This is a genomic window from Streptomyces sp. NBC_00984, from assembly GCF_045162475.1.
Classification (GTDB): domain Bacteria; phylum Actinomycetota; class Actinomycetes; order Streptomycetales; family Streptomycetaceae; genus Streptomyces.
On record NZ_CP108734.1, the window covers coordinates 2,576,441 to 2,589,170 of the forward strand.

The following is a 12,730-nucleotide window of genomic DNA, read 5'->3' on the forward strand; positions in this document are numbered from 1 at the left end:
TGATCCGAGTCGGCACCCTACCCGGCGGTACGCCCGCTGGTCAGCCTCCTGCGGCGCCACAGTACGAGGGGCAGCGCACCCGCCACGCCGAGCGCGCCCGGGGCCAGGCCCGCCGCCACGCCGATCCCCGGCTGGTCGAAGGTGTCCGGGACCGACAGCGTCGCCCAGCGGTTGATCGGCCAGGCCACGACCACGGCCCGCCCGACGACGTCCTCGACGGGCACGAAGCCCTTGGTCGCGTCCTCGGTGTGATAGCGCGAGTCCCAGGAGTTCTGCCGGTGGTCGCCCATCACCCAGATCTTGCCTTCGGGCACCTTGAACGGCCCGAAGGGCTTGTCGTCGCACGCCGAGTCACCCGGGAAGATGTACGGCTCGTCGAGCGCCTTCCCATTGACCTCGACCGGACCGCCCTTCGTGCATTCCACGGTGTCGCCGCCGACCGCGATCGTCCGCTTGATCAGGTCCTTCTCCTTGGACGACGGCATCAGACCGATGAAACTCAGGAAGTCCTGCACCACGTTCGACTCGGGAGTCGGCTCCCCGGCCAGCCAGTTGTCCGGATCATGGAAAACGACCACTTCACCCCGTTCGGGCTCCCCGCCGAACCAGGGCGTCAGCTTGTCGACCAGCACCCGGTCGCCCCGCTGGAGCGTGTTCTGCATCGAATCCGAGGGGATCGAGAACGCCTGCACCAGAAACGTCTTGATCAGCAGCGCGAGAACCAGCGCGACGACGATCAGCAGCGGCAGCTCCTTCCAGAAAGGGCGCTGCTTCCTGACATTCCTGCCGTCCCCGTCCGCAGCCTGCGCATCCGCGGGCGCGTCCGGATCCGGTGTCTCCTCCGGTGGGCCGGAGGCAGGCTCAGCGGGCTGGCCGGGCCCCTTCGCGGGCTCTCCATGTCCAGGTCGTGCACCGGCAGCCACGTCACTCACATCCAGTCCTCACTCTGCGCCCACGCCTGCTCCGGGCCCCGTGCGTTCGAAGCCCACTGCCCCGAACAACGAACGGGAGTTCCGCAGGGCCACTGCGTACCCGACCATCTTGTCGTCCGCCGGGCGATTCCCGGGCCGCCCACCACCGACAACCGCCCTCCGGTGGCTCAGCGTGCTCGCCGAGCCGCCGGAGGGCGGTTCATCCGTACCGTCCGGCGCCCGCGTCACGGGCGCCGGCATCCTTCATCGCGTACCGGACGGCCTGGGCCGCCGGTCCATCTCCGGCCGGTGGAGACGGGGCCCCGGGCTCAGGTCGTCGCACACACCCAGCTGGAGCCGAACCCGCCGATCTCACCGGTGGACGGGTGGCCGAGACCCGCCTTGATGCAGATCTTCACACCCTCCGGGAAATTGTGGCTGTCTTCCTTCTTCGTGGTGCCGTTGCCGCCGCTGTTCCACACCATGAAGTCGTAGCCCTCGCCCGTCTTGATGGGCGCCACATCGACCTTGAGAGCGGCGGAGAAGCCGTCCGCGCAGGTGTCCTTGAGGTACAGCGTGTCCCCGTTGCTGATGAACCAGCCGTCGGACGTGTGGGTGCAGGAGCCGTAGCCGTAGGAGTGCCCCGTGTCGGCGGTGGCCGGAGTGCTCGCAACGGCCACGCCCACGACGGCCGCGGCAAGAGCGCCCATGACCTTCACCCGAGAAATACGTGCCATGTCTTCCCCCTGTGCAGCTGTACTGATCGGTCGTCAAGATCCTATGAAGAATGCCCGGCGAGCGCCTCGCATTTACTCGATCTTGCCGATGCCTTGATCGCAACGACATCGCGGCACCCTGCCGAATCGGCACGATTCAACGGATCATGACGGACCATCAGTCACTTCTGGCGGCCGGATTCCAGGCCGGCCCGCCTGCGTCGCCAGAGCACGATCGGCACGGCTCCGGCGATGCCGACAGCACCGGGCGCCACGGCCATCGCGGCGTTCAGGCCCGGCTGGTCGAAGGTCTTCGGGACCGGCAGGGTCGCCCAGCGGCTGATCGGCCACGCCACGACGACGGCCCGGCCGACGACCTCGTCGTTGGAGACCGTGCCGTTGCCCGGGAGTTCCTGGTGGTAGCGGGAGTCGCGGGAATCCTGGCGGTGGTCGCCCATCACCCAGATCCGGCCCTTGGGGACCTCGATCGGGCCGAACGGCTCGTCGTTGCAGGGCGTGTTGCCCGGGAAGATGAACGACTTCTCGTCCAAGGCCTTGCCATTGACCACGACAGGGCCGTTCTCCTTGCACTCCACCGTGTCGCCGCCGACCGCGATCACCCGCTTGATCAGGTCCTTCTCCTCGGCGGACGGCATCAGACCGATGAAGCTGAGGAACTTCTGGACCACATTCGGGTGGACCTCGGGGGTGCCGTCGAGCCAGCCGCCCGGGTCGTGGAAGACCACGACCTCGCCGCGCTCGGGCTCCGCGCCGAACCAGGGTGTCAGCTTGTCGACCAGCACCCGGTCGCCCCGCTGGAGCGTGTTCTGCATCGAATCCGAGGGGATCGAGAACGCCTGCACCAGAAACGTCTTGATCAGCAGCGCGAGAACCAGTGCGATGACGATGAGCAGTGGCAGCTCCTTCCAGAAGGAGCGGGGCTTCTTCGCTGCCTTGCCACCGCCGTCCGGAGTGTCGCCGTCACTCCCCGCGTGGCCCGTCGTCCCGGCAGACTCGGCATTGCCCGAACGGTCCGGCCGGTCCTCGGGTTCCTCGTGTCCGGATCGTGCGCCGACGGCCAAATCCCCCACATCCACTCCTTACTCCGTGCCACCGCCTGCGCCCTAGCCGGTGCAGGCCCACCACTCCCATAACGAGCGGGAGTTCCGCAGGGGTCGGGAGAGGGATCATTCCGTTGAGATCCTGGGACGACACACTATTCGACGGGCCCGGCGCGGCAGCCGACCCGGCGCGCGCGTCAGCGACCGAGCCGAAAGTCTCCGGCTCTTCCAGTCTTCGCCAATGGCCCAAGGGCCAGGCGATCACGACAGCACGTCCCACGACCTCGTCCTCGGACACCGTGCCGTGTTCCGGCTCGTCCAGGTGATAGCGGGAATCGGCGGAATCGGACCGGTGGTCGCCCATCACGAAGATCCGGCCCGGCGGAACCTTTACCTCGAATTTGATGAGGGAGGGGGGGTTCCCGGGATACAGATAGGGCTCGTCGAGCGGCACTCCGTTGACGGTGATCCGGCCGTCCTTGCCGCAGCACTTCACCGTGTCGCCGCCGACCGCGATCACCCGCTTGATCAGGTCCTGCTCGTCGTCGGAGGGCAGCAGCCCGATGAAGGTCAGCACCTCCTTCGCCTGCTTGACGACGACGGGCGAGTCCTTCTTGCCGACGTTCTCCTGCCTCAGCCAGCGCCCCGGGTCCTTGAAGACGACGACATCGCCGCGCTCGGGCCTGGATCCGAACCAGGGCGTCAGTTTGTCCACGAGCACCCGGTCACCGATCCGGATGGTCTGCTCCATCGATCCCGAAGGGATCACGAAGGCCTGCACCAGGAACGTCTTGAGCACGAGCGCGATCAGCAGTGCCACGAGGACGAGCAGCGGGATCTCCCGTACGGCGGACCCGCGCCGCCGCCGCCTGACCTTGCGGGCCAGCTTCCGCCGCTCCGCCCTGGTGGGCAGCGAACGTTCGGCCGCCGGTCCGCTGCCGGTCGGCGGTATCCCGGATTCGGACCCGCCGCGTCCGCGGCCGCGGTTACCCATGGCCCCCGCCCGGCGCCCGCACGGTGGCGAAGGCGGCGCCGTCCGGCAGTGAGCGCAGCCGGCTGGGCGGCCAGCCGATCCAGTCCACCCTGCCGATCACCCTGTCGACCGGGACCATGCCGCCGCCCGGCTCTCCCAGGTGGTCACGCGAATCGCGGGAATTGCTGCGGTGGTCACCCATCATCCACAGCGTGCCGTCCGGGACGACGATGTCGAAGCGGGCCCGGGAGGGCGCGTCCCCCGGATACAGATAGCCCTCGACGACCGGCCGGCCGTTCACCTCGATCCGGCCCCGCTTGTCGCAGCAGACCACCCGGTCACCGCCCACGCCCACCACCCGCTTCACGTAGTCGGTCTCGGCGGGCTCCGCCAGACCCAGGGACGCGGCCACCGAGTGCATCAGACCGGTGACGGGATTCTCCCGCGGGGGCTCCTGCACAAACGATCCTGTGCCGTCGAAGACCACCACGTCGCCGCGCTGCGGCACGGAGCCGGAGCGGTAGGCCAGTTTGTTCACCAGCACCCGGTCCCCCACCCGCAGTGTGGGCTCCATCGAGCCGCTGGGGATCAGGAAAGGCTGCACCACGTAGTTGCTCAGGAGCAGTACGAAGACCGCGCAGGCTGCCCCGAGCGCGGCGGTCCGCCGCCAGGACATCGATGCGGTGGGCCGGTCCGGGATACGCGAGGAGCGCGACCCCTCCTCCGGCACCGTTGCGGGTGCGGAGGAGCGGTCACGCTCCGAGGGCTTTGCTTCCGTGTCCATCGGGGCCAGAGCCTATCCGGCCGTCCTGTGGACCTGGGAGTCAGCTCAGTTGTCGCGCTTCTCCTTGATCTTCGCGGCCTTGCCGCGCAGCTCACGGAGGTAGTACAGCTTGGCGCGACGGACGTCACCGCGGGTGACGAGCTCGATCTTCTCGAAGATCGGGCTGTTCACCGGGAAGGTGCGCTCGACGCCGACGCTGAAGGAGACCTTGCGGACCGTGAAGGTCTCGCTGACGCCCGCACCCTGGCGACGGATGACAACGCCCTTGAACTGCTGGATACGGGAGCGGTTGCCCTCGATCACTCGGACGTGGACGTTGACGGTGTCACCGGGGCGGAACGCCGGGACGTCGGTACGCAGCGATGCGGCGTTGACGCCATCGAGCAGGGAAGCCATGTTGTCTGCTTTCTTCGCCGATGCCACAGGTCATCGACGGGAGATAGTGAGAAATGGGGGTGCTGATCGCATCGGGCGGGCGTCGTTCCCCCTGTGGCAGGGGCGCACGCCGGACGTACAGCAGCGACCTATTGTTCCACGGCCTCGGGCCTGCGCCAAAATCGGCCGCCGGGCTCCGGTGACCAGCCGAGGATGGACAGCATCTCGCGGTCCTTCTTGTCGAACCCTGCGGCGTCGCAGCGCTCGATCAGATCGGGCCGGTTGAGGGCGGTACGACGGAACGCCTCGTCCCGGCGCCAGCGGGCGATCCGCCCGTGGTGGCCGCTGAGCAGCACCTCCGGGATCTCCCTGCCGCGCCACTCGGGCGGCTTGGTGTAGACGGGCCCCTCCAGCAGATTGGCCATCGCACCCGGGGCGAAGGAGTCGTCCCGGTGCGATTCGGCGTTGCCGAGCACCCCGGGCAGCAGCCGGGCGACCGCCTCCGTGATCACCAGCACCGCGGCTTCCCCGCCGGCCAGCACATAGTCCCCGATGGACACCTCGACGACCGGCATCCGGGTCGCGTACTCGTCCATGACCCGTCGGTCGATGCCCTCGTAGCGGGCCGGCGTGAAGATCAGCCACGGCCGCTCGGAGAGCTCGACGGCGAGTTCCTGGGTGAACGGGCGGCCGCTGGGCGTGGGCACCACGAGCACCGGGGAGTGCGCCCCGGCCTCGTATCCGCCCGCCAGGGCGTCGTCCAGGGCCTCGCCCCACGGCTCGGTCTTCATGACCATGCCGGGGCCGCCGCCGTACGGGGTGTCGTCGACCGTGTTGTGCCGGTCGTACGTCCAGTCGCGCAGGTCGTGCACATGGACGTCGAGGCGGCCGCGCGCGCGGGCCTTGCCGACGAGGGAGACGTTCAGCGGTTCCAGGTACTCCGGGAAGATCGTGACGACATCGAGGCGCATCAGGCGTCCTTCCCGGCCGCGGGAGCCTCGTCGTCGCCCTCTTCGTCCCGCGCGGAGGCGATCACGGCCTGGCTCGTGTCGATCAGGCCGGGCGGCGGGGTGATCACCGCGCGCTGCTCCGCCAGATCGATCTCGGCGACGATCTCCTCGACGAACGGGATCATCACCTCGCTGCCGTCCGGCCGCTCGACGATGAAGAGGTCCTGGGACGGCAGGTGCGTGATCTCGGTGATCCGGCCGATCTCCGTGCCGTCGGCGAGAACCACGTCGAGGTCCATGAGCTGATGGTCGTAGAACTCCTCGGGGTCCTCCGGGAGTTCCGCCGGGTCGACCTCCGCGATCAGGAGCGTGTTGCGCAGGGCCTCGGCGGCCGTACGGTCGCGGACGCCCTCGAAGCGCAGCAGCAGCCGTCCGCTGTGCACCCGGCCGGTCTCGATCGTCAGCGGTCCGGCGCCCGCCGGTTCGGTGGCGAGCACGGCCCCGGGCCCGAGCCGCAACTCCGGCTCGTCCGTACGGACCTCGACGGTGACCTCGCCCTTGATGCCATGGGCGCGGCCGATCCGCGCGACTACCAACTGCACCTTGTGTCTCTCCTGTCGGACGACGACGGGCCGGGGCGGGCGCATGGCCCTCCCCGGCCCGTGCCGGTGTTCAACTCTGTCAGCGAACCTGATCCACATCGACGAGGTCGACGCGGATGCCACGGCCGCCGATGGCGCCCACGACGGTACGCAGCGCGCGTGCGGTGCGGCCGTTGCGACCGATCACCTTGCCGAGGTCGTCGGGGTGGACCCGGACCTCCAGCACGCGACCACGGCGCAGGTTGCGCGAGGCGACCTGCACATCGTCAGGGTTGTCGACGATTCCCTTCACGAGGTGCTCGAGAGCCTCCTCGAGCATGCTCAGGCCTCGGTCGACTCGGCGGGCGCAGCCGCGTCAGCAGCCTCGTCCGCCTTCTTGTCGGACTTCTTCGCCTTCTGCGTGATGGCCTCGCCCTTGGACTCGTCGCCGCCGTCCTTGGCCAGGGCCTCGAACAGGGCGCGCTTGTCAGCCTTGGGCTCCGGCTGCAGCAGCGGCGCGGGGGCCGGAAGACCCTTGTGGGCCTGCCAGTCACCGGTGAGCTTCAGGATCGCGAGAACCGGCTCGGTCGGCTGGGCGCCGACGGACAGCCAGTACTGCGCACGCTCCGAGTTGACCTCGATGCGCGAGGGGTTCTGCACCGGGTGGTACAGGCCGATCTCCTCGATGGCCCGGCCGTCACGGCGGGTACGGGAGTCGGCGACGACGATGCGGTAGTGAGGCGAACGGATCTTGCCCAGACGCTTCAGCTTGATCTTGACTGCCACGGAAGTGGTGTCTCCTGGTCTATGACGTGGGTGGGCACAACGAAGATGCCACGTGGGGTTGCGGTACTCGGGTGCCCGATGGACGCGTCAGCCGGAGGAGAGAGGGGTCCTGTGCGACTGTCGAGTACAGCTAGCCATTGTGCCACACCGTGCCGGGTCACCCCACCGCGACCGCGGCCTCCGGGATGCGGAAGGGCTTTCCGCAGCCTCCGCAGACGATCGGCGCCTGCGCCAGGACCGACGGGACGACCCGCACATTGCGGCCGCAGTCGCAGACGGCCTTGACGCGGACGCCTCCGCCGGAGGAGCCGTGCCGGGCGGCCGGCCCGCGGAAGGAGCGCTTGGTGTCGGCGGCGGTGGCGACCGTGTGCGCCTTGAGGGCGCGCTGCAGCCGCTCGATCGTCGGGCGGTACCGGCGCTTGGCCTCGGGATTGAGGGTGACCAGCGAGAAGCCGCTGCTGGGGTGGGGCTCCTCGGCGTGGTCGAGGCCCAGCTCCTCGGCGATCGCGAGGAATCTGCGGTTGTGGTAGCGGCCGGCGCGCGAAGTGTCGCGGACGCCTCGCGCGGCGGCGATGCCGTGGACTGCCTCGTGCAGCAGTCGCTCGAAGGAGAGCTCGGCGCCACAGGCGGACGAGGACTCTCCGATCAGGGACTCGGGCGCGGCTAGATCGGGCAGCTCGGGGTGGTACCGCTGAATGTCGGCCCACGCCTGTGCCAGCTCTGCGGCAAGTACAGGTGGTGTCGTGCTCACGTCGTGACAACGAGCACGAGTGCCCCGGTGTTCCGATTCCGGGCCATCCCAAATAATTTGCACGTACCAGTCAGTTGCCATTGATGCGTCCCGACGAGGGCGGGTGCGCAGAACTGCGGAGAAGCCTCACAGCTCGCACCAAGGTGGTACGTAGCGACGCGTACGCCGGACACGTGGGCGGCCACCGTACGCCGGGGCGCCGAGCGCCCGGGGCGGCGGGTGGGGCGTCAGTAGGCGCGTGCCACCAGGGCGACATTACCGGGCGCGTCGTCCGCGTCGGGCACCGACCCGTCCTCGGCGACCAGACACCGTACGGACACCCCGTGCTCCGCGAGCCGGGCCTCCCCCGCCGGGCCGAGGGACGACCAGGCGATACGGGCCCAGCCACCCGCGAGGGCCGCCTCCACGGCCTCCGCCACGGTCGCGACCTCGCTGGTGGCCGACTCGCGCCGGCTCCGGGACTCCCGCAGCAGCGCCGCCTGGTCCTCCTCCAGGACCGCCGGGAGCAACGCGGGCAGGGTCTCGACGGCGACCGGTTCCTTCCCGCCGGGCACGCGCCGGGCCAGCATCGCGGTGCCGGCCGCCAGATCGCGCGGACCGATCTCGATCCGCACCGGCACGCCCTTCAGCTCCCAGTCGACCGCGCGGCGGCCGAACGGGGTGTCCGTGCGGTCATCTACCTCGGTCCTGATCCCCGCCGCGCGCAGCCGCTCCGCGACGGACCGGACCGCGGCCAGCACGGCCTCGTCCTCCTTGACCGCGAGGACGACCGCCTGGACGGGCGCGAGCCGGGGCGGCACCCGGAGCCCGTGGTCGTCGCCGTGCGCCATGATCAGACCGCCGACCATCCGGGTCGAGGAGCCCCACGAGGTCTGCCGGACAAGCTCCTGCCTGCCCTCCCTGGACAGGTAGCTGGTGTGGAAGGCCTTGGCGAAATTGGTACCGAGCTCGTGGCTCGTACCCATCTGCAGGGCCTTGCCGTCCCGCATCATCGCTTCGAGCGTGAGCGTGTTGACGGCCCCGGCGAACCGCTCCGCCGGGGTCTTGCGGCCGAGGACCACGTCGATGCCCAGCACATTGACCATGAAGTCGGCGTACACGTCACGGTGGATGTACGCGGCGAAGTCCCGGGCCTCCTCATCGGTGGCATGGGCGGTGTGGCCCTCCTGCCAGAGGAATTCCGTCGTACGGAGAAAGACCCGCGGGCGCATCTCCCAGCGCACGACGTTCGCCCACTGGTTGATCAGGAGCGGCAGATCCCGGTAGCTCTGCACCCACTTCGAGAAGTACTCGTTGATGATCGTTTCGGAGGTCGGCCGCACCACCACGGGCTCTTCGAGCTCTTTCCCGCCGCCGTGGGTGACCGTCGCGAGCTCCGGCGCGAAGCCCTCGACGTGCTCGGCCTCGCGTGTCAGGTAAGACTGGGGGATGAAGAGCGGGAAGTAGGCGTTCCGGGCGCCCGCCTTTTTGATCCGGGCATCCAGCTCCTGCTGCATCCGCTCCCACAGGCTGTATCCGTACGGCCGGATGACCATGGTGCCGCGCACCGGGCCGTTGTCCGCGAGTTCGGCCTTGTTGATCAGATCCTGGTACCAGCGGGGAAAGTCCTCGGCCTGGGGCGTGAGAACGGGTGCCTTTGCCATGGCGCGCATCGTACGGCGACACCGGCCACCGCACGGGGCGACGGGCCCCGGTCCGGCGGGCCTTCCCCACGGACGCACCACCGCGGCACACAACCATTGCCATCGGACCCCTGGACGCGACCGCGGATGCGCAGTTCTCTGACATACGGGGGGAAGCGGGCGCACACGTACACGGGGGAGCATGCACTCGGGCACTACCGATCGGACACGGCCGAACTCTCGGCGGATTGGGGCGCTTTCCATGACACCAACGCTCGTCCGGCACCACAGCCACGCGGAAACGTCCACCCGGGTGGAACCCGGCAACCGTGCCCGGGACTGGGCCGAGATCCAGGAGCGGATGCTCACACCGCTGTACGAAGCGGTGTACGAGCGGCTCGAAGTGGGATCCGGTACCCGGCTGCTCTCCCTCGGCTGCGGCTCCGGTCTCGCGCTGCTGATCGCTGCCGCCCGTGGGGCGGGCGTCACCGGCGTGGACACCGACCTCGAACGGCTGGCGCTCGCCCGGACCCGGCTGCTGCCCGGTCCCGGAAGCGACGCCGGGCCCGTGGCCGGGCACCCCCGGCTCCTGGAGGGTGATCCGTCCGCCGCCCCGCCGTCCGACGGAGCGCCGTACAACCTGATCACCGCGTTCACCCCGATCGGCTGCTCGTCCGACGACGGCGAGGGGCTGGTGGCCGCGCTGCGGTCCGCGGTGCCGCTGGCCGCCCGGGGCAGCACCGTGGTGCTCACCGGCTGGGGTCCGCCGGAGCGCTGTGCCACGGCGCCCGTGCTGCGGGTGGCGGGGCGGCTGTCCGACCGGGACCGGGCCCCGCGCACCGGCGGCTGGCGGCCGTCGGGCCGGGACGACCTGGAGGAGCTGGCGTTCCGGGCCGGCCTGAATCCCGACGGCTCGGGCCGGGTGGCCTGCCCGTTCGGGTACGCGGACATGGACAGCGCGGTGCGGGGGCTGCTCTCCACCCGGCTCTTCGACGCAGCGGTACGGGCGACGGACCGGGCCCAGGTGGAGAAGGAGGTCGCGGAGGCCCTTCATCCGCACCGGCGCCGGGACGGCACGATCTGGATGCCGAACGTCTTCCGCTATCTCGTCTGCACCACCTGAGCGACCAGCTCGTCCGCACCACCTGAGCGACCGCCCCCGCGTGCGCGGCCCGCGCGGCGGCCGCTACTTGGCCAGGCGGGTGATGCCGGCCGCCCGGTAGGCCTCGGCCTCGTCCAGCGTCTCGTTCGCCAGGAGCGCGGCGGACAGCGAGTCCAGCCGGTCCCGGTTCTCGCGCAGGAGCCGGCAGGCCACCTCGTAGCACTCGTCGACGATCCGCCGCATCTCGCCGTCCACCGCGTCGAGCGTGGCGGGGGCCGCCGACAGGCCGTACGCCTGCTGGGCGTCGCTCGGGATCGCCGTCAGCCGGCCCACCTTGTGGCTCATGCCCCAGCGGCCGACCATGCCGCGGGCCAGGTTGGTGACCTGCTCCAGATCACTCTCCGCGCCGGTGGTGACCATGCCGAAGACCACCTGCTCGGCCGCCATGCCGCCGAGCGCCCCGACGATGCGGCCGCGCAGATATTCCTCGGTGTACGCGTACTTGTCGGCGTCCGGCGTCGAGAGCGTGACGCCCAGGGCCCGGCCGCGCGGCACGATGGTGACCTTGCGGACCGGGTCGGCGCCCGGCTGGACCATGCCGAGCAGGGCGTGGCCGCTCTCGTGGTACGCGGTCCTGCGGCGTTCCTCGTCGGACATGACCAGTGAGCGTTCCGCACCCAGCTGGACCTTCTCCAGGGCGTCCGAGAAATCGGGCTGGGTGACCTCGGACTGCTGGCGCTTGACCGCCAGGAGCGCGGCCTCATTGGCCAGGTTGGCCAGATCCGCACCGGTCATTCCGGGGGTCGTACCGGCCACCTGGGCCAGGTTCACATCGTCGGCGAGCGGGATCTGCCGGGTGTGGATCTCCAGGATCGCCTCCCGGCCGGTCCTGTCCGGCGGGCTGACCTGGACGATCCGGTCGAAGCGGCCGGGCCGGGTGAGGGCGGGGTCGAGCACGTCGGCGCGGTTGGTGGCGGCGAGCACGACGACGCCCTCCGAGCCGGAGAAGCCGTCCATCTCGGTGAGGATCTGGTTGAGCGTCTGCTCGCGCTCGTCGTGGCCGCCCATGCCGGAGCCGCCGCCCCGGGCCCGGCCGATGGTGTCGATCTCGTCGATGAAGACGATGGCGGGGGCGACCTTGCGCGCCTCCGCGAAGAGTTCCCGGACCCGGCTCGCGCCGACGCCGACGATCATCTCGATGAACTCGGAGGCCGATGCCGAGAAGAACGGCACTCCGGCCTCACCGGCGACGGCCCGTGCCAGCAGGGTCTTGCCGGTGCCGGGCGGTCCCGCGAGCAGCACCCCGCCGGGCATCCGGGCACCCATCCTCCGGTACGCCTGCGGGTTCTTCAGGAAGTCCACGACGTCGTCGAGTTCGCCCTCGACCTCGTCGATCCCGGCCACGTCCTTGAAGGTGGTGCGCTTGGCGCCCTCCAGCTCGACGGGCTTGGGCGGGGCCTTGCGCCCGAAGCCGCCCATCCCGCCGCCCATGCCCCTGGACATCCGCCGGGCGATGAAGACCCAGAGCACGACGAGCAGCAGCATGGGCGCGAGCGAGATCAGCAGGTTGGCGAGGAAGCTGCGCTGCTGGACGACCGGTTCGGCGGTGACCGTGACGTCGTCCTTGACCAGTTCGGCCCAGAGGTTGTCGTCCGCGAAGGCCGGGCGCTGGGTGACGAACTTCGTGTACTTCTCGTCGGTCCCCGGGACCTTCGCCTCCTTCTTGAGCTGCCCCTCGATGGCATCGCCCTTGGAGTAGATCTTGGAGACATTGCCCGCGGTGACCTGCTTGCTGAACTCCGTGTACGCGATCGTCCGCTCCGCCTCCCCGTTGAAGAAGGACAGCACCAGATTGGCGATCAGATAGACGGCGAGCGCGGTCAGCAGCAGCCCGCCCCAGCCGCCCGGCATCTTCCGGCCCGGTGTCGGAGGTGGCGGGGCGCCCTCGGAGCGCCACGGCAGATCGGTCCGATCGCGGGGAGGTACGGGGTTGGTCACGCGCGCTCCTCTGCCGACAGCCGTTGAAGCGACAGTAAGGGAGAAATGCGGGCAAAGCCCTCCCAGGGCCTGCCCGATGGGCCCTTGGAGGGACGGCGTACGACAGCCGTGGCAGTGGCT

General features: G+C 69.9%; 14 protein-coding genes. 1 reads left to right on the plus strand and 13 read right to left on the minus strand.

Going from position 1 to position 12,730, the window contains the following annotated elements; all coding sequences use genetic code 11:
* Positions 1 to 17: 17 nt before the first annotated feature.
* The 12 genes from lepB (OG520_RS11080) to proS all read right to left on the minus strand — a co-directional run bounded on the left by lepB (OG520_RS11080) (position 18) and on the right by proS (position 9,531).
* Positions 18 to 923, minus strand: a complete 906-nt coding sequence (gene lepB / locus OG520_RS11080; RefSeq protein WP_406016459.1) for a signal peptidase I — start codon at positions 921 to 923, stop codon at positions 18 to 20.
* A gap of 317 nt (positions 924 to 1,240) precedes the next feature.
* The gene (locus OG520_RS11085; RefSeq protein ID WP_266427240.1) at positions 1,241 to 1,648 is read right to left on the minus strand and encodes a hypothetical protein; all 408 of its coding nucleotides are present in this window, start codon (positions 1,646 to 1,648) and stop codon (positions 1,241 to 1,243) included.
* Between the two features lie 161 nt (positions 1,649 to 1,809).
* Positions 1,810 to 2,709, minus strand: a complete 900-nt coding sequence (gene lepB / locus OG520_RS11090; protein WP_406016460.1) for a signal peptidase I — start codon at positions 2,707 to 2,709, stop codon at positions 1,810 to 1,812.
* Entirely contained in the window at positions 2,609 to 3,682 is a 1,074-nt protein-coding gene (gene lepB / locus OG520_RS11095) for a signal peptidase I (protein WP_399333129.1), read from the minus strand. Before lepB (OG520_RS11095) ends, lepB (OG520_RS11090) begins: the two co-directional genes overlap by 101 nt.
* A complete protein-coding gene (lepB, locus tag OG520_RS11100; RefSeq protein WP_399333131.1) occupies positions 3,675 to 4,445 on the minus strand; it encodes a signal peptidase I in 771 nt (256 codons plus the stop codon). Before lepB (OG520_RS11100) ends, lepB (OG520_RS11095) begins: the two co-directional genes overlap by 8 nt.
* Before the next feature lie 45 nt (positions 4,446 to 4,490).
* Positions 4,491 to 4,841, minus strand: a complete 351-nt coding sequence (gene rplS, locus OG520_RS11105) for a 50S ribosomal protein L19 (protein ID WP_266427228.1) — start codon at positions 4,839 to 4,841, stop codon at positions 4,491 to 4,493.
* A 128-nt stretch (positions 4,842 to 4,969) separates the two neighbouring features.
* Positions 4,970 to 5,791, minus strand: a complete 822-nt coding sequence (gene trmD / locus OG520_RS11110) for a tRNA (guanosine(37)-N1)-methyltransferase TrmD (protein WP_266427225.1) — start codon at positions 5,789 to 5,791, stop codon at positions 4,970 to 4,972.
* Positions 5,791 to 6,372 (minus strand): ribosome maturation factor RimM, encoded by a 582-nt coding sequence (gene rimM, locus OG520_RS11115; protein ID WP_385547329.1) that lies wholly within the window; start codon positions 6,370 to 6,372, stop codon positions 5,791 to 5,793. Before rimM ends, trmD begins: the two co-directional genes overlap by 1 nt.
* A gap of 79 nt (positions 6,373 to 6,451) precedes the next feature.
* Complete coding sequence (locus tag OG520_RS11120) at positions 6,452 to 6,691, minus strand: RNA-binding protein (protein ID WP_005311361.1); 240 nt, start codon at positions 6,689 to 6,691, stop codon at positions 6,452 to 6,454.
* 2 nt (positions 6,692 to 6,693) lie between these two features.
* Positions 6,694 to 7,137, minus strand: coding sequence for a 30S ribosomal protein S16 (gene rpsP, locus OG520_RS11125; RefSeq protein WP_356481844.1), 444 nt, complete (start codon positions 7,135 to 7,137; stop codon positions 6,694 to 6,696).
* Between the two features lie 157 nt (positions 7,138 to 7,294).
* Complete coding sequence (locus tag OG520_RS11130; protein ID WP_030928573.1) at positions 7,295 to 7,888, minus strand: hypothetical protein; 594 nt, start codon at positions 7,886 to 7,888, stop codon at positions 7,295 to 7,297.
* 227 nt (positions 7,889 to 8,115) lie between these two features.
* A complete protein-coding gene (proS, locus tag OG520_RS11135) occupies positions 8,116 to 9,531 on the minus strand; it encodes a proline--tRNA ligase (protein ID WP_406013068.1) in 1,416 nt (471 codons plus the stop codon).
* Positions 9,532 to 9,772: 241 nt separating this feature from the next.
* Between proS and OG520_RS11140 the strand changes: the two genes are divergently transcribed.
* Positions 9,773 to 10,633, plus strand: a complete 861-nt coding sequence (locus tag OG520_RS11140; protein WP_399333137.1) for a class I SAM-dependent methyltransferase — start codon at positions 9,773 to 9,775, stop codon at positions 10,631 to 10,633.
* 63 nt (positions 10,634 to 10,696) lie between these two features.
* Here the strand turns inward: OG520_RS11140 and ftsH are convergent, their stop codons facing one another.
* Positions 10,697 to 12,610 carry an ATP-dependent zinc metalloprotease FtsH gene (gene ftsH / locus OG520_RS11145; protein ID WP_399333139.1) on the minus strand — a complete coding sequence of 638 codons (1,914 nt, stop codon included), beginning with the start codon at positions 12,608 to 12,610 and terminating at the stop codon, positions 10,697 to 10,699.
* Positions 12,611 to 12,730: the final 120 nt, after the last annotated feature.

What these genes read in the sequence shown, in the direction of transcription:
- OG520_RS11085 (WP_266427240.1), bottom strand. Translation starts at nt 1,648, where the DNA reads ATGGCACGTATTTCTCGGGTGAAGGTCATGGGCGCTCTTGCCGCGGCC.
- lepB (WP_399333129.1), bottom strand. Translation starts at nt 3,682, where the DNA reads ATGGGTAACCGCGGCCGCGGACGCGGCGGGTCCGAATCCGGGATACCG.
- lepB (WP_399333131.1), bottom strand. Translation starts at nt 4,445, where the DNA reads ATGGACACGGAAGCAAAGCCCTCGGAGCGTGACCGCTCCTCCGCACCC.
- rplS (WP_266427228.1), bottom strand. Translation starts at nt 4,841, where the DNA reads ATGGCTTCCCTGCTCGATGGCGTCAACGCCGCATCGCTGCGTACCGAC.
- trmD (WP_266427225.1), bottom strand. Translation starts at nt 5,791, where the DNA reads ATGCGCCTCGATGTCGTCACGATCTTCCCGGAGTACCTGGAACCGCTG.
- OG520_RS11120 (WP_005311361.1), bottom strand. Translation starts at nt 6,691, where the DNA reads ATGCTCGAGGAGGCTCTCGAGCACCTCGTGAAGGGAATCGTCGACAAC.
- proS (WP_406013068.1), bottom strand. Translation starts at nt 9,531, where the DNA reads ATGGCAAAGGCACCCGTTCTCACGCCCCAGGCCGAGGACTTTCCCCGC.
- OG520_RS11140 (WP_399333137.1), top strand. Translation starts at nt 9,773, where the DNA reads ATGACACCAACGCTCGTCCGGCACCACAGCCACGCGGAAACGTCCACC.